The sequence below is a fragment of the Mumia flava genome (assembly GCF_002797495.1).
GTDB lineage: Bacteria > Actinomycetota > Actinomycetes > Propionibacteriales > Nocardioidaceae > Mumia > Mumia flava.
Genome location: NZ_PGEZ01000001.1, coordinates 1,385,769 through 1,406,242, shown reverse-complemented (window position 1 = coordinate 1,406,242; position 20,474 = coordinate 1,385,769). Strand labels below are relative to the sequence as shown.

Annotated in this window: 23 protein-coding genes; 16 read left to right on the top strand and 7 right to left on the bottom strand. The window is 71.7% G+C overall.

Annotated elements, in window-relative coordinates; all coding sequences use genetic code 11:
• Positions 1-9: 9 nt before the first annotated feature.
• The 6 genes from CLV56_RS06665 to CLV56_RS06640 all read left to right on the top strand — a co-directional run bounded on the left by CLV56_RS06665 (position 10) and on the right by CLV56_RS06640 (position 3,713).
• Entirely contained in the window at positions 10-423 is a 414-nt protein-coding gene (locus CLV56_RS06665) for a helix-turn-helix domain-containing protein (protein WP_039340687.1), read from the top strand.
• Complete coding sequence (locus CLV56_RS20980; protein WP_211288000.1) at positions 420-1,121, top strand: hypothetical protein; 702 nt, start codon at positions 420-422, stop codon at positions 1,119-1,121. Before CLV56_RS06665 ends, CLV56_RS20980 begins: the two co-directional genes overlap by 4 nt.
• Before the next feature lie 86 nt (positions 1,122-1,207).
• On the top strand, positions 1,208-1,498 hold the full coding sequence (locus CLV56_RS06655; protein ID WP_211287999.1) for a DUF2516 family protein: 291 nt from the start codon (positions 1,208-1,210) through the stop codon (positions 1,496-1,498).
• A complete protein-coding gene (locus CLV56_RS06650; RefSeq protein WP_100414574.1) occupies positions 1,458-1,862 on the top strand; it encodes a DUF2568 domain-containing protein in 405 nt (134 codons plus the stop codon). Before CLV56_RS06655 ends, CLV56_RS06650 begins: the two co-directional genes overlap by 41 nt.
• Before the next feature lie 46 nt (positions 1,863-1,908).
• Positions 1,909-2,553 carry an alpha-ketoglutarate-dependent dioxygenase AlkB gene (locus CLV56_RS06645; RefSeq protein WP_245857660.1) on the top strand — a complete coding sequence of 215 codons (645 nt, stop codon included), beginning with the start codon at positions 1,909-1,911 and terminating at the stop codon, positions 2,551-2,553.
• Positions 2,554-2,741: 188 nt separating this feature from the next.
• Positions 2,742-3,713 (top strand): hypothetical protein, encoded by a 972-nt coding sequence (locus tag CLV56_RS06640; protein ID WP_157805091.1) that lies wholly within the window; start codon positions 2,742-2,744, stop codon positions 3,711-3,713.
• Positions 3,714-3,771: 58 nt separating this feature from the next.
• Here CLV56_RS06640 and typA read toward each other — a convergent pair whose 3' ends face one another.
• Positions 3,772-5,646, bottom strand: a complete 1,875-nt coding sequence (gene typA, locus CLV56_RS06635) for a translational GTPase TypA (protein ID WP_039340690.1) — start codon at positions 5,644-5,646, stop codon at positions 3,772-3,774.
• A 213-nt stretch (positions 5,647-5,859) separates the two neighbouring features.
• On the opposite strand from typA, the gene CLV56_RS06630 reads away from it, so the two are divergent.
• On the top strand, positions 5,860-7,452 hold the full coding sequence (locus tag CLV56_RS06630; protein ID WP_100414572.1) for a DHA2 family efflux MFS transporter permease subunit: 1,593 nt from the start codon (positions 5,860-5,862) through the stop codon (positions 7,450-7,452).
• An 81-nt stretch (positions 7,453-7,533) separates the two neighbouring features.
• Here CLV56_RS06630 and CLV56_RS06625 read toward each other — a convergent pair whose 3' ends face one another.
• Positions 7,534-8,295 (bottom strand): SDR family oxidoreductase, encoded by a 762-nt coding sequence (locus CLV56_RS06625; protein ID WP_039340697.1) that lies wholly within the window; start codon positions 8,293-8,295, stop codon positions 7,534-7,536.
• A gap of 64 nt (positions 8,296-8,359) precedes the next feature.
• Between CLV56_RS06625 and mshA the strand changes: the two genes are divergently transcribed.
• Positions 8,360-9,637 carry a D-inositol-3-phosphate glycosyltransferase gene (mshA, locus tag CLV56_RS06620; protein WP_039340700.1) on the top strand — a complete coding sequence of 426 codons (1,278 nt, stop codon included), beginning with the start codon at positions 8,360-8,362 and terminating at the stop codon, positions 9,635-9,637.
• Positions 9,638-9,686: 49 nt separating this feature from the next.
• Positions 9,687-10,199: a type III secretion system chaperone family protein gene (locus tag CLV56_RS06615; protein WP_039340702.1), complete on the top strand. Its 513-nt coding sequence runs from the start codon at positions 9,687-9,689 to the stop codon at positions 10,197-10,199.
• 146 nt (positions 10,200-10,345) lie between these two features.
• Here the strand turns inward: CLV56_RS06615 and CLV56_RS06610 are convergent, their stop codons facing one another.
• Together CLV56_RS06610 and CLV56_RS06605 are read right to left on the bottom strand one after the other, a co-directional pair.
• A complete protein-coding gene (locus CLV56_RS06610) occupies positions 10,346-11,341 on the bottom strand; it encodes an NAD-dependent epimerase/dehydratase family protein (protein ID WP_039340705.1) in 996 nt (331 codons plus the stop codon).
• Between the two features lie 137 nt (positions 11,342-11,478).
• A complete protein-coding gene (locus CLV56_RS06605) occupies positions 11,479-12,426 on the bottom strand; it encodes an isopenicillin N synthase family dioxygenase (RefSeq protein WP_039341008.1) in 948 nt (315 codons plus the stop codon).
• A 202-nt stretch (positions 12,427-12,628) separates the two neighbouring features.
• Here CLV56_RS06605 and CLV56_RS06600 point away from each other — a divergent pair, with 202 nt between their 5' ends.
• A complete protein-coding gene (locus CLV56_RS06600; RefSeq protein ID WP_039340707.1) occupies positions 12,629-13,375 on the top strand; it encodes a phosphoglyceromutase in 747 nt (248 codons plus the stop codon).
• Between the two features lie 73 nt (positions 13,376-13,448).
• Positions 13,449-14,258 carry a sulfite exporter TauE/SafE family protein gene (locus CLV56_RS06595; protein WP_039340709.1) on the top strand — a complete coding sequence of 270 codons (810 nt, stop codon included), beginning with the start codon at positions 13,449-13,451 and terminating at the stop codon, positions 14,256-14,258.
• Positions 14,259-14,368: 110 nt separating this feature from the next.
• On the opposite strand, the gene phoU is transcribed toward CLV56_RS06595, so the two are convergent.
• Positions 14,369-15,016, bottom strand: coding sequence for a phosphate signaling complex protein PhoU (phoU, locus tag CLV56_RS06590; protein ID WP_039340712.1), 648 nt, complete (start codon positions 15,014-15,016; stop codon positions 14,369-14,371).
• 133 nt (positions 15,017-15,149) lie between these two features.
• Here phoU and CLV56_RS06585 point away from each other — a divergent pair, with 133 nt between their 5' ends.
• From CLV56_RS06585 to CLV56_RS06575, 3 genes are read left to right on the top strand one after another with little or no spacing between them, the layout of a single operon-like run.
• Positions 15,150-16,433, top strand: a complete 1,284-nt coding sequence (locus CLV56_RS06585; protein WP_100414571.1) for a sensor histidine kinase — start codon at positions 15,150-15,152, stop codon at positions 16,431-16,433.
• Entirely contained in the window at positions 16,430-17,110 is a 681-nt protein-coding gene (locus CLV56_RS06580) for a response regulator transcription factor (RefSeq protein WP_039340713.1), read from the top strand. The genes CLV56_RS06585 and CLV56_RS06580 overlap by 4 nt, the downstream gene beginning before the upstream one ends.
• Before the next feature lie 20 nt (positions 17,111-17,130).
• Positions 17,131-17,925 (top strand): deoxyribonuclease IV, encoded by a 795-nt coding sequence (locus tag CLV56_RS06575; protein ID WP_039340715.1) that lies wholly within the window; start codon positions 17,131-17,133, stop codon positions 17,923-17,925.
• 10 nt (positions 17,926-17,935) lie between these two features.
• On the opposite strand, the gene CLV56_RS06570 is transcribed toward CLV56_RS06575, so the two are convergent.
• Positions 17,936-18,556, bottom strand: coding sequence for a hypothetical protein (locus tag CLV56_RS06570; protein ID WP_100414570.1), 621 nt, complete (start codon positions 18,554-18,556; stop codon positions 17,936-17,938).
• A 288-nt stretch (positions 18,557-18,844) separates the two neighbouring features.
• Between CLV56_RS06570 and CLV56_RS06565 the strand changes: the two genes are divergently transcribed.
• Both CLV56_RS06565 and CLV56_RS06560 read left to right on the top strand, forming a co-directional pair.
• The gene (locus CLV56_RS06565) at positions 18,845-19,330 is read left to right on the top strand and encodes a CarD family transcriptional regulator (RefSeq protein ID WP_039340718.1); all 486 of its coding nucleotides are present in this window, start codon (positions 18,845-18,847) and stop codon (positions 19,328-19,330) included.
• Between the two features lie 148 nt (positions 19,331-19,478).
• Complete coding sequence (locus CLV56_RS06560; RefSeq protein WP_039340721.1) at positions 19,479-19,832, top strand: nitrite reductase (NAD(P)H) small subunit; 354 nt, start codon at positions 19,479-19,481, stop codon at positions 19,830-19,832.
• Here CLV56_RS06560 and ispF read toward each other — a convergent pair.
• Positions 19,816-20,313, bottom strand: a complete 498-nt coding sequence (gene ispF / locus CLV56_RS06555) for a 2-C-methyl-D-erythritol 2,4-cyclodiphosphate synthase (protein ID WP_211287998.1) — start codon at positions 20,311-20,313, stop codon at positions 19,816-19,818. The two genes, CLV56_RS06560 and ispF, sit on opposite strands and share 17 nt — an antisense overlap.
• Positions 20,314-20,474: the final 161 nt, after the last annotated feature.

Genomic DNA, 20,474 nt, shown 5'->3' with positions numbered 1-20,474 from the left:
ACTGGAGGCATGGCCAAGCTGAGCGTGGGAAAGACCGTGGGAGACCTCGGAGGCTACCTGCGCGACCAGCGGAGCCAGGCGCAGCTGTCGTTGCGGCAGCTCGCCGACCTCACCGGCGTCTCCAACCCCTACCTGAGCCAGATCGAGCGCGGGCTGCGCCGACCCTCCGCCGACGTGCTCCAGCAGATCGCCAAGGCGCTGCGCATCTCGGCCGAGTCGCTCTACGTGCAGGCAGGCCTGCTCGACCCGGACGAGTCACCGCAGACCGGCGTGGAGGCCGCGATCAACCTCGACCCGCGGCTGGACGCCGGGCAGCGACGAGCGCTGCTCGAGATCTACCGCTCGTTCGTCGGCGACGTGGCCGGCGCCCCTGACATCGACGAACCGGGCACCGCCCCGGAGAACCAGGAGTTCACCCCATGAGCATCTCCGACACCATCACCAAGCAGGTCATGGCGCTTCCCGAGACCGTGAAGACCCTGCCGACGGTCGCGACGCAGCTCGCCGGCCAGGCGCAGACCACCGCGGTCGCGCTGCTCGGTCAGCTCAAGGAGCTCGACCTCGACGAGCTGCAGAAGAAGATCGAGACCGACGCGAAGGCGCTGCCCGGCCAGGCCGGGGCCCTGTACGCCGAGCTGGTCGGCAAGGCCAAGGAGTTCGACCTCGACGAGGTCCGCTCCGAGCTCGAGACCAAGGTCGACGGCCTGACCGACGAGGTCAAGGACCTCCTCGTCGAGCTCCTCGCGACCGCGAAGAAGACGGCCGCCGGTGCCGTCGCAGCTGCCCCGGTGGTCGGCAGGACGGCCGAGCCCACGCCGGCCGCGAAGGCGGAGGCGCCGACCCCGCAGCCCGCGCCGGCCAAGAAGGCCCCCGCACCGTCGGCCGCCCCCAAGGCGGAGGCTCCGGCGCAGAAGGCCCCGGCGAAGAAGGCCCCGGCGAAGAAGGCGACCGCGAAGAAGGCGGCCCCCGCCAAGAAGGCCCCCGCCAAGAAGGCTCCGGCGAAGAAGGCGACCGCGAAGAAGGCCGCCCCCGCCAAGAAGGCCGCCCCGGCCCAGAAGGCGACCGCGAAGAAGGCGACCCCGGCGAAGAAGGCGACCGGCTCGTCCGCGACGGAGGGCTGACCGCGCACGATCGAGGCCGGACCGACCACGGCGTCGGTCCGGCCTCGTCGTGTCCCGGGGGCCGGGGACTCGGATAGTCTCGTGACGTGTTCGATCTCTTCGCGGTGCAGAACAGCATCGAGCTGCTCATCACTCTGGTCCTGCTCGTCATCAAGGGCTTCGCCTTCGTCGACGCCGTGTCGCGGAGCCCGCAGGCGTACGTGGCCGCCGACAAGCAGACGAAGCCGTTCTGGCTGATCGTGCTCGGGTTGTCGCTGCTCGCGAACCTGCTGATCTGGGCACCGATCAGCCTCCTGAACCTGGTCGGCACCGTCGCGTCGCTCGTCTACCTGGCCGATGCCCGTCCTGCGCTCCAGCAGGCAGGCGGGCGTCGGTGACCGCAGCGCCGTGACGGACGAGCGTCGGGGAGCGCCGGCGCGCGTCGGGCTGCTCGACCTGCTCGCTCTCGCCTGCGAGCTCGCCGCCCTCGCGCTGCTCGCGGCGGCCGGGTGGTCGCTCGGGGAGACGGTGGCACTGTCGCTGCTCCTCGCGGTCGCGCTGGTCGGCGTGGCCGGCTGGGTGTGGGGCCGCTGGATGGCCCCGACCTCGAGCCACCGCCTGGCGCCGGTCCCGCGGACGTTCGCGAAGGTCGCCTTCTACCTCGCGGTGGCGGGCATCGGCGTGGTCGTCGGACTCTGGATCTGGGCCGTCCTGCTCCTGGCGGTCGCGCTGCTGGTCCAGGTGTCGAGGCCGGAGGAGTAGACCAGCATCGAACACCTGTTCGATGATCTGGGGTACGATGGGTCCCGTGTCCGCTCCGTACCGCGCGTCCCCGTACCAGGCGTCGCTGCTCGACACCGCTGCCGAGCCGTCGCTCGGCCCGCTCAGGCAGGCACTGGTGCGGCACGAGCTCGGGCGCGGGGCCTGGCTGGACGTGCTGCCGCGCTGGGTCGACGGCGCGGGCGCCCTGTTCGAGCATCTTCACGCCTCGGTGCCGTGGCGGGCCGACGAGCGGCCGATGTACGACCGGACGGTCGCCGTGCCGCGACTGCTCGCCTTCTACGGGGAGCAGCAGCCGTGGCCGCACCCGGCGGTCGAGCGGATGCGCGAGCAGCTGAGCGACCACTACGAGGCCGAGCTCGGCGAGCGGTTCGCCACGGCGGGGCTGTGCCTCTACCGCGACGGGCGCGACTCGGTCGCCTGGCACGGCGACCGGATCGGACGCGGCCGCTCGGCGGACACGATGGTCGCGATCGTCTCCCTGGGGTCGCCCCGTCGGCTGCTGCTCCGCCCTGCCGGCGGCGGCGCCTCGCGTGCGTACGCGCTCGGCAGCGGTGACCTGGCGGTGATGGGCGGGACGTGTCAGCGCACCTGGGAGCACGCGATCCCGAAGACCGCCAAGGCAGTCGGACCGCGGATCAGCGTCCAGCTCCGCCCCCGCGGCGTGCTCTGACCGTGATCCCGCGACCGTTATCCCGCAGATCGGTGCGCCGTGACGGATAACGAGGCCCGCCATCCGTCACAGGTCACCGCTGGGGAGCGGCGGTGCAGTGCGGTGACCTGTGGAGGATGGCGCGGCGTTCTCCACAGGCCGAGTTCGGGCGCCACCACCACCCCGCTCCGTACGCCACGCTCGTCGGCATGCCAGCGCCGATCCCGCTCCCCGACGCCCTCGCCGGTCGCCCGTTCTCCCGCGACGAGGCGACCGCGGCGGGCCTGCCGTCGCACGTGATCCGGCCGCCGCGGTTCCGACGCCTGCATCCGCGCGTCTGGGTGCCGTCCGGGCACGAGATGACCGGTTGCGACGTCGTACGGGCGGCGATGCTGGCAGTCGGTCCGGACGTCGCCGTCAGTCACGAGTCACGGCTGCGTCTCCTGGGCGTCCAGGCCGGACCGCCGGGGCCCGTACGGTTCCTCGTGGACACCGACCTCCACCTCGACCTCGACGGCGTCATGGTCCACCGGACGAAGGCCATGCCGCCGCTCGACGGCGTGGGAGTCGCGCCGTACGCCGCCTACGTGTGCGCGGGCCACACCCGTCGGCTGCTCGACCTGGTCGTGCTCGGCGACTTCCTCCTGCATCGCGGGCACGCCACCGCCGAGCAGATCGCCTCGATGGCCCTCGAGGACCGATGGCGACCGGGGGCCGGCCGGATCCTGCGGGTGGTGCCGTGGTTGGACGCGCGGGCGCGCTCGCCGAAGGAGTCGGAGCTCCGCGTGATCCTCGTCGCAGCCGGGCTGCCGGTTCCCGAGGTCAACGTCGACCTCGTCGTCGGGGGACGGTGGATGGGGTGCGTCGACCTGCTGTTCCGTGACTTCCTGCTGGTCGTCGAGTACGAGGGCCGTCAGCACGCGAGCGACGACGAGCAGTTCAACTCGGACATCAGCCGGTACGGGCGGTTCCGTCGCAACAGAGTTCAGTACGTCCAGATCACCAACGCCATGCTGCGCCAGCCGCGGGCTGTCGTGCGGCACGTGTACGACGAGCTGGTCGCGCAGGGATACGCGGGTCCGGCTCCCGAGTTCGGAGCGCGATGGCGGTCCCTGTTCGCACCGCCGCCGTCCGTCGTACCGCACCGATCTGCAGCGAGGGCCCTGGGCGGTGTGCTGTGACGGATAGCAGGGGTGCGTATCCGTCACAGCCCACCGACCTGCGGGTACGGGGCCGGCCTCAGGCGCGGGGACCGCGGCGGGACGCGCGGGCGCGCTCCCCCGCGTCCAGGATCACCTTGCGGATCCGTACGGCCGAGGGGGTGACCTCGACGCACTCGTCGGAGCGGCAGAACTCCAGGCTCTGCTCCAGCGACAGCTTCTTCGGCGGGATCAGCTTCTCGAAGTTGTCGGCGGTGGAGGAGCGGACGTTCGTCTGCTTCTTCTCCTTGGTGATGTTGACGTCCATGTCGTCGTCACGGCTGTTCTCGCCGACGATCATGCCCTCGTACACCTCGGTCGTCGGCTCGACGAACATCACGCCGCGCTCCTGCAGACTCGTCATCGCGTACGACGACGCGGCGCCGGCGCGGTCCGCGACCAGCGAGCCGGTCGGACGCGTCGAGATGTCGCCGAGCCACGGCTCGTACCCCTCGAACACGTGGTGCGCGATGCCGGTGCCGCGGGTGTCGGTGAGGAACTCCGTCCGGAAGCCGATCAGGCCGCGCGCCGGGACGAGGAACTCCATCCGGACCCAGCCGGTGCCGTGGTTCGTCATCTGCTCCATCCGGCCCCTGCGGACGGCGAGGAGCTGCGTCACGGTGCCGAGGTACTCCTCCGGGCAGTCGATCGTGAGCCGCTCGACGGGCTCGTGCACCTTGCCGTCGACGACCCGCGTGACGACCTCGGGCTTCCCGACGGTCAGCTCGTAGCCCTCGCGGCGCATCTGCTCGACCAGGATCGCCAGCGCCAGCTCGCCGCGGCCCTGGACCTCCCAGGCGTCCGGGCGCTCGGTCGGGAGCACCCGGATCGACACGTTGCCGACCAGCTCGCGGTCCAGACGGTCCTTGACCAGCCGCGCGGTGACCTTCGTCCCCTTCTCGCGACCGGCGAGCGGTGAGGTGTTCGTGCCGATCGTCATCGAGATCGCCGGCTCATCGACGGTGATCAGCGGGAGCGGCTGCGGGTCCTCCGCATCCGCGAGGGTCTCGCCGATCATGATCTCCGGGATCCCCGCGACCGCGACGATGTCGCCGGGGCCGGCGGACTCGGCGGGGACCCGCTCGAGCGCCTCGGTCTTGAGCAGCTCGGTGATCTTGACGCGCTCGACCGAGCCGTCGCGCTTGCACCACGAGACCTGACCGCCCTTGCGCAGCGTGCCCTCGTGGACCCGGATCAGCGCGAGGCGTCCGAGGAACGGCGAGGCGTCGAGGTTCGTGACGTGGGCCTGGAGCGGCGCGTCCTCGGTGTAGGTCGGCGCGGGGACGGTGTCCAGGATCGTGGTGAACAGCGGCTCCAGGTCCTCGCTGTCCGGCAGACCGCCGTCGGTCGGCTGCTCCAGGGACGCCCGGCCCGCCTTCGCCGACGCGTACACGACCGGGAAGTCCAGGGCGTCGGCGTCGGTCGAGTCGTCGAGCAGGTCCATGAACAGCTCGTACGTCTCGTCGACGACCTCGGAGATGCGCGCGTCCGGCCGGTCGACCTTGTTCACGACGAGAACGACCGGCATCTTCGCGTGCAGCGCCTTGCGGAGCACGAACCGGGTCTGCGGCAGCGGGCCCTCCGAGGCGTCGACCAGCAGGACGACGCCGTCGACCATCGACAGGCCGCGCTCCACCTCGCCGCCGAAGTCCGCGTGGCCGGGAGTGTCGATGATGTTGATCGTGACGCCGCCGTCGGGCGCACCGGGTCCGACGTAGGAGACCGCGGTGTTCTTCGCGAGGATGGTGATGCCCTTCTCGCGCTCCAGGTCGCCGGAGTCCATCACCCGGTCGGCCACCTCGCCGTGCTCGGAGAAGGCGCCCTGCTGACGCAGCATCGCGTCGACCAGGGTGGTCTTGCCGTGGTCGACGTGCGCGACGATCGCGACGTTGCGGAGGTCGGTGCGGATGGGCATGGCGAGATCGACGATCCTTGCGTGAGTTGGTGCGCGTGCCGGGGCCGAGAGAGGCCTCCGCGCGCTCAGACGCCTCCCAGTCTACCGAGCGATCCTCCGCGCACCCCGCGCGGACTGTTCGCCCACCGCAAATTCCGATGACTTCTGTCGGTGGGAGGTGTCAGTCTCGATGAGGATGCCCACGGGGGGCGCCAGGACGGAGGCGGGCGCGTCATGACCGGACCGCAGGACCCGACCACGCGAGGATCGACCGACGAGCTGCCCGATCACATCGACGCCGCCGTGCTGAAGATCGCCGGTGCCGTGATCATCGGCGTGATCATGTCGATCCTCGACATCACCGTGGTCAACGTCGCGCTGCCGACGTTCCAGGAGGAGTTCGGCTCCGCGACCGAGCCTCTGGAGTACAGCCACGTCGCCTGGACCGTGACCGCCTACACGCTCGCGCTCGCGACCGTGATCCCGCTGACGGGGTGGGCGGCCGACCGGTTCGGGACCAAGCGCCTGTACGTCGCCGCGATCTCGCTGTTCACGCTCGGCTCCGTGCTGTGCGCGCTGGCGTCGGACATCAACCAGCTGATCGCGTTCCGGGTCGTCCAGGGCCTGGGCGGCGGCATGATCATGCCGCTCGGCATGACGATCATGACCCGCGCCGCGGGGCCGCACCGGATCGGTCGTCTGATGGCCGTCATGGGGATCCCGATGCTCCTCGGGCCGATCCTGGGTCCGATCCTCGGCGGCTGGCTGATCGAGATCGCGAGCTGGCACTGGATCTTCCTGATCAACCTGCCGATCGGCGTCGCCGCCGTGATCTACTCGTTGATGGTGCTGCCGTCGGACCGCCCGACGCCGTCGGAGTCCTTCGACTTCCTCGGGATGCTGCTGCTCTCGCCGGGCCTGGCCGTCTTCCTCTTCGGGGTCTCGTCGATCCCGGAGGAGGGCACCTTCGCGGCGCCGCGGGTCTGGGTCTCGATGCTCGTCGGCGCGCTGCTGATCGTCGCCTTCGTGTTCCACTCGTTCCGGCCCGAGCACCCGCTGCTGGACCTGCGGCTGTTCCGCAACCGCAACCTGACGCTCTCGGTGATCGTCATGTTCCTGTTCGTCGTGGCGTTCTTCGGGAGCCTGCTGCTCGTCCCGACGTACTTCCAGCAGGTCCGCGGGGAGTCCGTCCTCCAGGCAGGGCTGCTGGTCGCGCCCCAGGGCCTCGGTGCGATGGTGACGATGCCGATCGCGGGGCGCCTCGTCGACCGGATGCCGGTCGGGCGGATCGTCCCGTTCGGCTTCGCGCTGATCCTGCTCGGGATGTTCCCGCTCACCCAGATCGAGTCGGACACCGACATCTGGAAGATCTGCGCGGCGCTGTTCGTGATGGGACTGGGGATGGGCGCGACGATGATGCCGATGTTCACCTCGGCCCTGAAGACCCTGACGAACCACGAGGTCGCTCGCGGCACGACGCTCATCAACATCAACCAGCAGATCGGCAGCTCGGTCGGCGTCGCCGTGATGTCCGTGATCCTGACGAACGCGCTGCCGCCGCAGCGGCTCTGGTACGCCGTCGTCGAGACCTGGCAGGACCCGTCCCTGATCGACCAGATCGGCGGCCAGGCGGCCGTGGACGCGCTCCTGAGCGAGGGCGCGGACGCGTTCGCCCAGACGTTCTGGGTGGGGCTCGCCCTGATCGCGATCACGCTGATCCCGGTTGCGTTCCTGCCCCGCCGCAAGGAAGAGGCGCACCTGCTCGACGACGAGCCGGAGACGGGGACGGGGGAGAGCGCGACGGCGCCCGTCGCCCCACCGCACTGAGAGCATGCAGCCCGCCCACTGAGGGCGTGCAGCCCACCCACCGAGAGCGTGCAGCCCGCCCCGCTGAGAGGTGCGCGGCCTTCAGCCCTCGCGTGCGACCTTCCACGGCGCCGCCTGGGCGAGCGGCTTGAGGACCAGCAGGTCGACGTTCACGTGCTGCGGCCGGGTGATCATCCACGCGATCGCGTCGGCGACGTCGTCGGCGCTCAGCGGCTCGGGGACCCCGGCGTACACCGCGTCGGCGCGCTGCGCGTCGCCGCCGAAGCGCACGAGCGAGAACTCGTCGGTCTGCACCATGCCGGGCGCGATCTCCGTGACGCGGACGGGCTCGCCGTTGAGCTCCAGGCGCAGCGTCTCGGTGATCATCGCGACGCCGTGCTTCGCCGCGGTGTAGCCGGCGCCCCCCTCGTACGCGAGGTGCCCGGCGATCGAGCCGACGTTCAGCACGGTGCCGGCACCGCCGGCGCGCAGCGCCGGCAGGAGCGCCTGGGTGACACGCAGCGTCCCGAGCACGTTCAGGTCGTACATCCGCGACCAGTCGTCGGGGTCGGTGCGGTCGATCGGCTCCTGACCGAACGCACCACCGGCGTTGTTCACGAGCACGTCGAGGCGCTCGCCGACCGCCTCGGCCAGGCGTGCGACGTCGTCCGGGTCGGTCACGTCGCACCGCACCGCGACCCCGCTGATCTCAGTGGCGAGCGCCTCGATCCGGTCGGTGCGACGCGCGGCGCACACGACCCGGTAGCCCGCGTCGGCGAGCCTGCGCGCGGTGGCTTCCCCGATCCCGCTGCTCGCGCCGGTCACCACGGCGGTGCGCGCCTCGTCGCTGGAGTGCTCGGTCATGTCCCGATGCTCCCACGACCGAGTCGCGCGTGACCCGGATCACACCTGTGGGGCTCTGCCTAGGATGGAGGCCGTGTCGTCCCCCGTCCGCCGTGTCGCCATGCTCTCTGCGCACACCTCTCCGCTCGAGCAGCCCGGTGACGGCGACGCCGGAGGGATGAACGTCTACGTCCTCGAGCTGGCCCGCCGCCTCGCCGCTCGGTCGGTGGAGGTGGAGATCTTCACCCGCGCCACGTCCTCGTCGCAGCCGCCGATCGTCGAGGCGCTGCCGGGGGTGCTGGTCCGCCACGTCGCGGCCGGGCCGTTCGAGAATCTCGACAAGCACGCGCTCCCCTCCCAGATGTGCACGTTCGTGCGTGACGTGCTTCGGGTCGAGGCGAGCCACCCGGCGGGCTGGTTCGACGCCGTGCACTCCCACTACTGGCTCTCGGGTCAGGTCGGGATGGTCGCGCGCGATCGCTGGGGCGTCCCGCTCGTGCACTCGATGCACACGATGGCGAAGGTGAAGAACGCGTACCTCGCCGCGGGCGACTGTGCGGAGCCGGTCGGTCGGGTCGCCGGGGAGCAGCAGCTCGTCGAGTGCTCGGACCGGCTGATCGCGAACACCCAGGACGAGGCCCGCCAGCTCGTCGAGCTCTACGGCGCCGGGGCCGACCAGGTCGAGGTGGTCCACCCCGGCGTCGATCTCGACCGGTTCCGGCCGCGGCCGCGGCCGGAGGCACGTCGGGAGCTGGGCCTCGACGACGACGCGGACGTGATCCTGTTCGCCGGGAGGATCCAGCCGCTGAAGGCGCCCGACGTGGTGCTCGAGGCCGCGGCCCGGATGATCCACGGTGGCCGGCGGGACCGCACGGTCGTCGCGGTGGTCGGTGGCCCGTCCGGCTCCGGGCTGGAGCGCCCGACCGCGCTCGTCGAGCTGGCCGCGCGGCTGGGCATCGCGGACCGGGTACGGTTCGTGCCGCCGGTCGCTCAGGATCAGCTCGCCCTCTGGTACGCGGCGGCGTCGCTGGTGTGCGTCCCGTCCTACAACGAGTCGTTCGGTCTGGTCGCGATCGAGGCGCAGGCCTGCGGGACGCCGGTCGTCGCGGCGCGCGTCGGTGGGCTGACGACGGCGGTGCACGACGGGCTCAGCGGGCTGCTGGTCGACGGGCACGACCCGAGCGACTACGCCGACGCGTTCGTCCGCGTGCTCGACGAGCCGGGGCTGCACCCCTCGATGTCGTCAGCGGCGGTCCGGCACGCGTCGCGGTTCGGCTGGGAGGTGACCGCCGAGCGTACCCTCGAGGTCTACGCCGACGCCTCCCACCGGCTGTACGCGCTGCCGCAGGCGGTCGGCCAGTAGCGACCGGTGTCGGTCCGTCCGGCGCACCCCGACGTACGAAGGAGTTCCGGTGAACGACCACGACGTCGCCGCACGCGCGGCCGCCGAGATCCGTTCGGCGCTCGCGGCCAGCGAGCTGGAGCACACCGAGTTCCGGCCCGGGGTGTTCGAGGTGACGCTGCCCGGCACCCGGAAGCTGACCACGACCTGCCGGCTGGAAGTCGGCGATCACGCGCTCGGGATCCACGCGTTCGTCGCCCGTCGCCCCGACGAGAACCACGAGGCGGTCTACCGCTGGATGCTGGAGCGCAACCTGCGGATGTACGCGGTGGCGTTCGCGGTGGACAGCGCCGGTGACATCTACCTCGACGGCCGGATGCCGCTGCACGCGGTGGACGCCGACGAGATCGACCGGATCCTCGGGTCGGTGCTCACCTACTCGGACGACTCGTTCAACACGCTGCTCGAGCTCGGGTTCGCGACGTCGATCAAGCGCGAGTGGGACTGGCGGATCTCGCGCGGCGAGTCGACGCGCAACCTGGAGGCGTTCCGGCATCTGCTCGAGCGGGAGCCGAGCGACTGACGCGGACGCCGGATCCGTCACAGGTCACCGATCTGCCGCCGCCCCCGTGAGCGGTGACCTGTGACGGATGCGGCCCGTGCTGGTCCGTCACCGCGCACCGATCTGCAGGTGGGCACGCGTGCGGTGCGCTGTGACGGATGTGCCGGTCAGTCTCGCAGGCGCGCGAGCACGGCGGCCTCGGTCTCCGGCGCCAGACCGACCGGCGACCGTCCGGTCCACGTCGGCATCCCCTCCGTCCGGAGCCACGCCCAGGTGTCCGTGACGGTCTCGGGGGCGGGTCGGCACCGCAGCCCGCGCGACGCCGCCAGCGCGGTGTCGCCGTCGTGCAGGCTCGCGAGCTCCCCGGTCGGCGGCACCCACACCGGGAGATCGGTCCAGCCGCTGATCCCCGCGTCCGCCAGCACGTCCGGCGGCGACCAGCGCAGCTCGGCGCCGGACCCGGTGACGGCGACGCAGGCCTCGAGCAGCTCACCGATCGTGCTGTGTCCGGGCGGACTGACGGTGTCGACGGCGCCTCCCGCGCCGCGGTCCGCCTCGTCGAGCATCCACGCGGCGAGGTCGCGTGCGTCCACGTACTGCAGGGGACGGTCCGGCGGTCCGGGAGCGAGCGTCGGACCGCCGCGGGCGATCCGCTCGAGCCACCACGGCAGCCGGCCGACGTACTCGTACGGACCGAGGATCAGGCCGGCGCGGGCGAGCAGCGCGCGATCGCCGAAGGAGTCGAGGGCGGCGAGCTCACCACCCCGCTTCGCCGCCGCATAGTCCTCCTCCCGCGTGTCGTCCGGGTCTCCGGCGACCACGGGGGCGGTCTCGTCGGCGCCGGACGGGATCGGCCACGCGTACACCGAGCGGCTCGACACGTACCCGTACCAGCCGGCGCGGTCGGCCAGCAGCCGTGCGCTCGTCCGGACGACGCTCGGCGCGCCCGACCACGTGTCGATCACGGCGTCCCAACGCTCGCCGCGGAGGGCGGCCTCGAGCGAGCCGGCCACCGTGCGGTCGGCCGTACGGGCGGTGGCGCCGACGGCCGGCGGCCCGCTCGTCCCGCGGGTCACGGTCGTCACGTCGTCACCGCGGGACAGCGCCGCCTCGACGACGGCGCGTCCGACGTGGTGGGTCCCTCCCAGCACGAGCAGCCTCATGGCTCGAGTCTGCCCCGCCGCGGCCGGGAGGTCAGCCCGTTCCGCGCTCGGCTGAACGGCGAGGAGCCGTGGGCGGTGCGGGGTGACGGATCGGGCTCGTGCGTCCGTCACCACGCACCACCGGCCCGCGCGGGGTCTCAGACCGTGATCGCGGCGAAGCGTGCCTCGAGGTACTGCCGCGTCGTCACCGGCGGATACCAGCTCGGCCCGCCGTGCGGGGGTCCGAGCGGCTCGACCACGGCGTCGAGGTCCGCCTCGAAGAAGTAGATCAGCGAGACCAGCTCCTCGTCGGCGTCGTCGGCCGGCGGTGGCAGCACCCGGTGCCGGGTCGAGCGCCAGCGGTCGCCGACCCAGCGGGCGAGCAGGTCGCCGATGTTGATCGTGAACGCGTCCTCGACGTACGGGGCGTCGACCCAGGTGCCGTCGATCTCGACCTGCAGCCCGCCGTACCCGGGCTGGCGGTCGAGGATCGTCACCATCCCGAAGTCGGTGTGCGGCGCCACGCGGTACTGTCCTTCGGCCGCGGCTCCGGTCTCGCGCAGCGACGGGTAGCGGTTGACGTTGAAGGAGTGCGGCGCCTGCCCGCTCCGGTCGGTGAACCAGCGGTCCGGCAGCCCGAGCGCGGTCGCGAACACCGAGACCAGCTCGCCGGCCAGCAGCCGCATCCGCGTGGTGTAGTCGGCCGCGAGGTGCTCGAGGTCGGGCAGCTCGACGGGCCACACGTTCGGAGCGAACCAGTCGGGGTCGTCCGGGGTGTCGGGGCCGTCCCACCCGGCCGTCCAGGTCTCCTTCAGGTCGGCGGGTCCGGGCGGCTGGTCCACGAAGGCGTTCGCCTCCGCACCCGACGGGATCCAGCCGCGGCCGCCCACCTCGGTCCGGTAGCGCGACCGGACGTCGGTGGGCAGGGCGAAGAACGCCGACGCGGCGGCGCGCAGGTCGGTGCGCAGCGCGGGCGGCACACCGTGTCCCGCGAGCAGCAGGAACCCGGACGTACGCAGCGCCTCGTCGACGCTCCCGGCCACGGCTGCGCGCTGGTCGGGGGTCCCGGCGCGCCACGCGCTGAGGTCGATCAGGGGGATGGACATGTCGAACGTCTCCTCGTTCGCGGTGAGTGCCGGCGGCGCTAGGGGCATCCTCTGGGACGCCGCCGGACGCGGGGGAGAGACCGCGTCGTGCGACCGGCCGACGTGCCCAGTCTCCAGGCCGCTCGTGACGACGGTGTGGCGGCCCGGTGTCCACCCGATGTCGCCGTCCGGGGACCGCCGTCGCCGTCGCTAGGCTGGGCCCATGACCTACGACCTCGTGCTGCTGCGTCACGGCCACAGCGAGTGGAACGCCAAGAACCTGTTCACCGGGTGGGTGGACGTCGACCTGAACGAGCAGGGCGTCGCGGAGGCCGAGGCCGCCGCACCGCTGATCCGCGACGCGGGTCTGCTTCCGGAGGTGCTGCACACCTCCCTGCTGCGCCGCGCCATCCGGACCGCCCAGATCACCCTCGACGGGATCGACCGCCACTGGATCCCGGTCCGCCGGTCGTGGCGCCTCAACGAGCGGCACTACGGCGCGCTGCAGGGCAAGGACAAGAAGGCCACGCTGGAGGAGTTCGGCGAGGAGCAGTTCATGCAGTGGCGGCGCTCGTACGACACGCCGCCGCCCGAGCTCGACGTGGATGCAGAGTTCAGCCAGTTCGACGACCCGCGGTACGCGGCGCTGCCGCCGGAGGCTCGCCCGCGCACCGAGGCCCTGAAGAACGTGCTCGATCGAATGCTGCCGTACTGGTACGACGCGATCGTCCCGGACCTGCGGACCCACGGCACCGTGCTCGTGGTCGCGCACGGCAACTCGTTGCGCGCGCTGGTCAAGCACCTGGACGGCATGAGCGAGGAGGCGGTCGTCGGCCTCAACATCCCGACCGGGATCCCGCTGCACTACCAGCTCGACGACGCGATGCGCCCGGTCGTCACCGGTGGGCGCTACCTCGATCCGGAGGCCGCCGAGGAGGCCGCCGCCGCGGTCGCCAACCAGGGCCGCTGAGCCGGGGCCGGCGAGCGCCGGGGCCCGGGACCGGGGACGGTCCGCGACGCCGCGTCGCGTACCGTTCTTCGCTGTGTCGGTCGTGGAGATGGTGCTGGTCCTGCTCGCGGGTGTCGGCGCGGGCGTGATCAACACGATCGTCGGGTCGGGGACCCTGGTCACCTTCCCGACGCTCGTGGCGTTCGGCGTCCCGCCGGTGACGGCGACGATGAGCAACGCGGTGGGCCTCGTCCCGGGCAACATCACGGGGTCGTTCGGGTACCGCCGCGAACTCGCGGGGCAGGCCCGCCTCGTACGGACGCTGGTGCCGGCCTCGCTCGTCGGGTCGCTGATCGGCGCGTTCCTGCTGCTGACGCTCCCCGAGGACGCGTTCATCACGATCGTCCCGGTCCTGATCGTGCTGGCGCTCGTGCTGGTCGTCGTGCAGCCCCCGCTGCAGCGCTGGTTGAAGGCACGGCGCGAGGCCGCCGGAGCCGACGCCCCGAGCATCGAGGCGATGGGATCCGGGCGCAGGGCGCTCGTGCTCGTCACGGTGCTGGGGTGCGGCGTCTACGGCGGCTACTTCGCCGCCGCGCAGGGGATCCTGCTGCTCGCGCTCCTCGGGATCCTGCTGCCGCAGGCGCTCCAGCGGGTGAACGCGCTGAAGAACGTCCTGGTGCTCGTGGTGAACGTGGTCTCCGCGAGCACCTACATCGTGGTCTCGACCTTCGGCGGCGGACGCCACCACCTGGACTGGCTCGCCGTGGGGCTCGTCGCCGCCGGGTCGCTGATCGGGGGCGCTGTCGGGGCGCAGGTCGGCCGCCGGCTCTCACCGGTGCTGCTGCGCGGATGCATCGTGGTGCTCGGCCTGGTCGCGCTCTACACGATCCTCGGCATGGGCTGACCGCGTCACACAGCGCGAAGAAGCAGGCGGTCGAGGCGACGCGCGGATCGCCCGCGTGGACTCCCGGTGTACGCACGGGCGCCCCACGCGCCGGCTCGACCGCCCGCTCCTCACCCCAGCGGGACCTCGCCGGTGACCTGGTAGACGATCCGGCGTGCGATCGAGACGGCGTGGTCGCCGGTGCGCTCGTAGTAGCGGGCGAGCAGCGCGATGTCGACCGCGGTCTCGACGCCGTGCGGCCACTGGTCGCTCAGCAGGCGGCGGAAGGTCGAGCGGTACAGGCCGTCGAGCTCGTCGTCCTGGGTGAGCAGCGCGACGGCGGCATCGAGGTCGTGGGTGCCGAGCACGATCGCGACGGACTCGAGCATGCCCTCGGCCACGCTGGCCATCTGCGCGACCATCACGCGCGCCGTCTCGGGGACGGCGGGCTCCGGAGCGCGCATCCGCGCGAGCTTGGCGACGTGCACGGCGAGGTCGCCGATCCGTTCCAGGTCACCGGCGATCCGGATCCCGGCCACGACTCGGCGCAGGTCCGAGGCGACGGGCTGCTGGGTGGCGAGCAGCGAGAACGCATCGGCCTCGCAGGACTCGCGGGCTGCATCGATCACCGTGTCGCCGCTGATCACGAGCTCGCCGGCCTCGATGTCGCCCTCGAGCAGTGCAGCGCTCGCGCGCGCGAGCGAGAACCGGACCGCGGTGGTCATCGCCACCAGGTCGGCGTCGAGCGCATCGAGCTGATCATCGAGGGAGTCACGCATGCGACGACCGTACGCACCCCGGGTGAACCACCCGGGACCTGTGGTGAACGCATGGTGAACACTGGGCGAACCGGCCCGGGTCACGCCTTGGTGAGTTCGGGCGGGTGCGTGCGGTGTGCGTACGATCGGTGTTGTGGACCCGAACGTCGCTTTCGTCTTCGGGGCCGCCTTCGGCCTGCTCCTGGGCGCCGGGGTGGCCTACGCGTGGCGCTACAGCGAACGAGCACAGACGATCGTCCCACCGCAGCCCGAGCCGGAGGTCCCGGTCGGCGCCGTCGCGGTGCTGTCCGTGCTGCGCTCGTCGGCCGTGATCGTCGACGCGGCCGAGCGGGTGGTGAAGGCGTCGGCACCGGCGCACGCGATGGGCCTGGTGCAGGACACCCGCCTCGAGAACCCGGCCATGCGCGAGCTGGTCCGGCAGGTTCGTCGCGACGGGCAGGTCCGTGAGGACGAGATCGTGCTGAGGCTCGGCCACCGCCGCCAGCGGCACGTGCTCGTGCGCGTCGCGCCTCTCACCTCGCGCCTGGTGGTCGTGCTCGTCGACGACCGCACCCGCGAGCGGCACGTCGAGCGGATCCGCCGCGACTTCGTCGCGAACGTGAGCCACGAGCTGAAGACCCCCGTCGGCGCCCTGAACCTGCTCGCCGAGGCGGTTGCGGAGGCGCACGACGACCCGGAAGCGGTCGTACGGTTCGCCGGGCGGATGCAGCGCGAGGGCGAGCGTCTGACCCGGCTGGTCCAGCAGATCATCGAGCTGTCCCGGCTGCAGGGCGACGACCTGGTCGACGAGCCGCAGGAGGTCGACGTCGCGCGTCTCGTGCGGGCGTCGGTCGAGGCGAACGGCACGGACGCCGAGCTGCGCGGGATCGACATCGCGATGCGGTGCGACGACGAGCTCTACGTCCTGGGCGACCCTTCCCAGCTGCTCCAGGCGCTGAACAACCTGGTGGAGAACGCCGTCGCGTACTCCCCCGAGCGGACCCACGTCTCGGTCGTCGCCGAGCACCACGACGAGGACGTCCAGGTGACGGTCCGTGACCAGGGGATCGGCATCCCGGCGCCGGAGCTGGAGCGGATCTTCGAGCGGTTCTACCGGGTGGACCCGGCGCGCTCCCGCTCGACCGGCGGCACCGGTCTCGGGCTGTCGATCGTGAAGCACGTCGCGGCGAGCCACGGCGGCTCGGTCGAGGTCTGGAGCGAGCCCGGTGAGGGATCGTCCTTCACCCTCGTCCTGCCGGCCGCTGCCAGGACCCGCGAGGACGCCGAGGGCTCCGACGCCGAGGGGTCCGGCGAGACGCCCCCGCCCGCGGGCGGCGAAGCCGACGGTCCGGCCGCCGAGGCCGGCCGGGCCGCCCACCACGTCCGCACCGTCCCCGGCATCGCGCCGGTCCGCCCGACCCAGGAGGTCCGTCCGTGACCCGAGTACTCGTCGTCGAGGACGAAGAGAGCTACATCGATGCGCTCTCGTACGTCCTGCGCAAGGAAGGGTTCGACGTCCAGATCGCGACCGACGGGACCGCGGCGCTGGACGAGTTCGAGCGCAACGGCGCGGACATCGTGCTGCTCGACCTGATGCTTCCGGGCACCTCGGGTACGGAGGTGTGCCGGCGGTTGCGGGCGACCTCGAACGTCCCGGTGATCATGGTCTCGGCGAAGGACTCGGAGGTCGACAAGGTCGTGGGGCTCGAGCTCGGCGCCGACGACTACGTCACCAAGCCGTACAGCCCGCGCGAGCTCGTGGCGCGGATCCGGGCGGTGCTGCGCCGGGGGGTGGAGCCGGAGGAGCTCTCCTCGGCGACGCTCGAGGTCGGCAAGGTGCGCATGGACGTCGACCGGCACGTCGTCACGGTCGGCGGTACGGAGGTGCGCCTGCCGCTCAAGGAGTTCGAGCTGCTGGAGCTCTTCCTGCGCAACGTCGGCCGGGTTCTCACACGGGGGCAGCTGATCGACCGGGTGTGGGGGTCGGACTACGTCGGGGACACCAAGACGCTGGACGTCCACGTCAAGCGTCTGCGGTCCAAGATCGAGGACGACCCGTCGAAGCCGCGCACGCTGGTCACGGTCCGCGGGCTCGGCTACAAGTTCGAGGTCTGAGCCGGCCCTAGGGTGGGGTGATGAGCACCGTCCGGATCGGCACGCACGTCAGCTCCGACGACCCGTTCACCGACGCCGAGCGCGTCGGCGCGGACGTGGTCCAGATCTTCCTCGGCGACCCGCAGAGCTGGAAGTGGCCGAAGTACACGTTCCCCGGTGGGGCTGAGGGGCTCCGCGACGGTTTCGCGGAGCGGGACCTGCCCGTCTACGTGCACGCCCCGTACCCCATCAACGTGGCGAGCATGAACAACCGTGTCCGGATCCCGAGCCGCAAGCTGATCCAGAACGCCGTCGACGGTGCGGCCGAGATCGGCGCGAGCGGGGTCGTGGTGCACGGTGGGTACGTCGACGCCGAGGCGGACCTCGAGCGCGGGTTCGACAGCTGGCGCAAGTGCGTCGACGCGATCGACGCGAAGGTCCCGGTGCTCCTCGAGAACACCGCGGGCGGCGACTGGTCGATGGCGCGCCGCCTCGACCGGATCGCGCGGACCTGGGAGGCGATCCAGGCCGGTGACGGCGCCGAGGGGTGGGGCTTCTGCCTCGACACGTGTCACGCCTGGGCGGGCGGCATCGCGCTGGAGGACGTGGTCGAGAAGGTCACCGCGATCACGGGGCGCATCGATCTCGTCCACTGCAACAACAGCCGTGACGCCTTCGACTCCGGAGCGGACCGGCACACGCACCTGACGAGCGGAGAGATCCCCGCCCAGGTCCTGGCCGACGTGGTCGGCGCGGCCGGCGCGCCGGTGATCTGCGAGACGCACGGCGACGCCGTGGTCGACGACATCGCCTGGCTGCGCTCCGAGGTGAGCTGACCGCAGGCGGTCAGCGCTCCTGCGGGGTGTCCTCTTCCTCGGTCGGGGCGTCGTCCTCCGCGGCCTCGGCCTCCTGCTCGGCGGCGGCCTCCTCCTCGACGGCCGCGGCTTCCTCCTCCGCGGTCGCCTCGGCGTCCTCCGCGGGTGCCGGCGGCTCGGCGACGGAGTCGTAGAGCGGGACGCGGAGCACGATCGGGGCCTGGACCTCGACGGTGCCGGCGTTCTCGAAGGTGAACGTGAGGTCCAGGAACTGCCCGGCGCTCAGGTCGCCGTCGATCAGGACCTGGGTCTTCGTCCCCAGCGTGGTCAGCCGCAGCGGTGCGACCGGGACCGTCTTGTCCATCGTGACGTCCACCGGGGTCCCGGCGAGCGTGACGGCCTCGACTGACAGCAGGGTGTCGCGGTCGCGGGTCTGGTTGACCAGCCCGGCCGAGAGCGTGGCGCTGCCGTCGTCGTTCTGCACGAAGAGCACGTTGAGCAGGTCGACGTCGGCCGACCGGTTGTTCGTGCCGACACCCGCCTGGTAGACCGCGTTGGTCTGAGCGTTGAATCCGGTCCCGCAGCCCGAGGCGACGACAGCGATGCTGGCGACGGCGAGCGCGGCGGCGACGCGGCGCGGACGAGTGAGCACAGCTCGACCCTTTCGTGGACGACACGGACGACGAGCACAGCGTATCCGCGGGCGGTCGCCGATGTTCGACGAGGTCGCCCGGAGGGGCTCGCTCAACCCGTCCTGCGGTGTCGTCGGAGGACGGCGTTCGGCGCCGTCGGAGGCCGCCGGACGGAGGTGGGCACATGCCCGACTGCCACTTCCGCGGGCCTTTGTCAAGTCACGATTCGGCCTCTGACCTGCACAAACGCTGAAGCGACCGGTTGGCGGACGTGTTAGACTGGTCACCTAAGAAAGGGCTATGGACATATGACTTTCACTGTTGGCGAAACGGTTGTCTACCCCAATCATGGTGCCGCCGTCATCGAGGACATCGAGACGCGCACGATCAAGGGCGAGGAACGTCAGTACCTCGTTCTGCGCATCGTCGCTCAGAACGACCTCGTGGTCCGGGTCCCGGCGTGCAACCTCGATCTGGTCGGGGTCCGCGACGTCGTGGACAAGGACGGGCTGGACCGGGTCTTCGGGGTTCTTCGCGCCGAGCACGCGGAGGAGCCGACGAACTGGTCGCGTCGCTACAAGGCGAATCTCGAGAAGCTCCACTCCGGTGACGTGATGAAGGTCGCGGAGGTCGTCCGTGACCTCTGGCGGCGTGAGCGGGACCGAGGGCTGTCGGCCGGCGAGAAGCGGATGCTCGCGAAGGCTCGGCAGATCCTCGTCTCCGAGCTGGCACTGGCGGAGAACACCAACGAGGACAAGGCGGAGACCCTGCTCGACGAGGTTCTCGCGTCCTGATCACCTCTCCGGACACCGACGTCCGGGCTCGACGGCCGAGCCGCTTCCCGTAGGGGAGGCGGCTCGGCCGTTGTCCGTGTGCGATTCTGTTTGCACGGGCGTTGCGTAGCGTAATCCGCCCGAAACGCGCGCTGCTTACCGTCACGGCATGGCGACGTCGAGCGGGGTGGCGACCTGGGTCAAGGTCTGCGACGCGGGTGAGCTCGTCGTCGGCATCGGAGTGTCCGCCCTGGTCCGCGGCAAGCAGGTGGCGCTGTTCCGGACCGCCGAGCGGACCTTGTACGCCGTGGGCAACCGCGACCCGTACGCCGGGACGCAGACGATGGCGCGCGGCCTCGTGATCCACCGCGACGGCCGCGCCCTGCTGGCCGCCCCCGCCGGACGGGAGCTGTTCGACCTCGCGACCGGCGTGAGCGTCGACGACCCGATGACGAAGCTCGCGACGTACCCGGTCCGGGTGGTCAACGGCTACGTCGAGGTCTGCATCACGACCCGGAGCTGACGGCGGTCACGAGAGCGGTGGCGATCGCGGCCGCGCCCTCGCCACGTCCGGTGAGCCCGAGGCCGTCGGTGGTGGTCCCGGCGACCGACACCGGAGCACCCAGCGCCTCCGACAGGACCGCCTCGGCCTCGCTGCGCCGCGTCCCGACCTTCGGCCGCGACGCGATCAGCTGGACCGAGGCGTTCTGGATGGCGTACCCGGCCGCCCGCACCCGCCGCGCCGTCTCGGCGAGGAACACCACCCCGGACGCGCCCGACCAGCGGGGGTCGGTCGTGCCGTACTGGCTGCCGAGGTCCCCGAGGCCCGCGGCCGACAGCACCGCGTCGCAGACGGCGTGGGCGACGACGTCGCCGTCGGAGTGGCCGGCCAGTCCCTGAGGCTCGTCGGGCCAGTGCAGGCCGGCGCACCACATGGGGCGGGACGCGTCGTACGCGTGCACGTCGGTGCCGATGCCGACCCGGGGGACGTCTGGGGAGGTCACGGCCCCATCATCGCCGATCCCGCTCGTGCGCCCGTGCGGTGGTCGAGGTGGAGCGGAGGACGTCCCTTCCGCTGGTCGAGGCGGAGCGGAGGACGTCCCTTCCGCTGGTCGAGGCGGAGCGGAGGACGTCCCTTCCGCTGGTCGAGGCGGAGCGGAGCGAC

Coding starts and splice junctions, on each gene's coding strand:
- CLV56_RS06665 (WP_039340687.1), top strand. CDS start 10: ATGGCCAAGCTGAGCGTGGGAAAGACCGTGGGAGACCTCGGAGGCTAC.
- CLV56_RS20980 (WP_211288000.1), top strand. CDS start 420: ATGAGCATCTCCGACACCATCACCAAGCAGGTCATGGCGCTTCCCGAG.
- CLV56_RS06650 (WP_100414574.1), top strand. CDS start 1,458: ATGCCCGTCCTGCGCTCCAGCAGGCAGGCGGGCGTCGGTGACCGCAGC.
- CLV56_RS06640 (WP_157805091.1), top strand. CDS start 2,742: ATGCCAGCGCCGATCCCGCTCCCCGACGCCCTCGCCGGTCGCCCGTTC.
- typA (WP_039340690.1), bottom strand. CDS start 5,646: ATGCCCATCCGCACCGACCTCCGCAACGTCGCGATCGTCGCGCACGTC.
- CLV56_RS06630 (WP_100414572.1), top strand. CDS start 5,860: ATGACCGGACCGCAGGACCCGACCACGCGAGGATCGACCGACGAGCTG.
- CLV56_RS06625 (WP_039340697.1), bottom strand. CDS start 8,295: ATGACCGAGCACTCCAGCGACGAGGCGCGCACCGCCGTGGTGACCGGC.
- mshA (WP_039340700.1), top strand. CDS start 8,360: ATGGAGGCCGTGTCGTCCCCCGTCCGCCGTGTCGCCATGCTCTCTGCG.
- CLV56_RS06610 (WP_039340705.1), bottom strand. CDS start 11,341: ATGAGGCTGCTCGTGCTGGGAGGGACCCACCACGTCGGACGCGCCGTC.
- CLV56_RS06605 (WP_039341008.1), bottom strand. CDS start 12,426: ATGTCCATCCCCCTGATCGACCTCAGCGCGTGGCGCGCCGGGACCCCC.
- CLV56_RS06600 (WP_039340707.1), top strand. CDS start 12,629: ATGACCTACGACCTCGTGCTGCTGCGTCACGGCCACAGCGAGTGGAAC.
- phoU (WP_039340712.1), bottom strand. CDS start 15,016: ATGCGTGACTCCCTCGATGATCAGCTCGATGCGCTCGACGCCGACCTG.
- CLV56_RS06575 (WP_039340715.1), top strand. CDS start 17,131: ATGAGCACCGTCCGGATCGGCACGCACGTCAGCTCCGACGACCCGTTC.
- CLV56_RS06565 (WP_039340718.1), top strand. CDS start 18,845: ATGACTTTCACTGTTGGCGAAACGGTTGTCTACCCCAATCATGGTGCC.
- CLV56_RS06560 (WP_039340721.1), top strand. CDS start 19,479: ATGGCGACGTCGAGCGGGGTGGCGACCTGGGTCAAGGTCTGCGACGCG.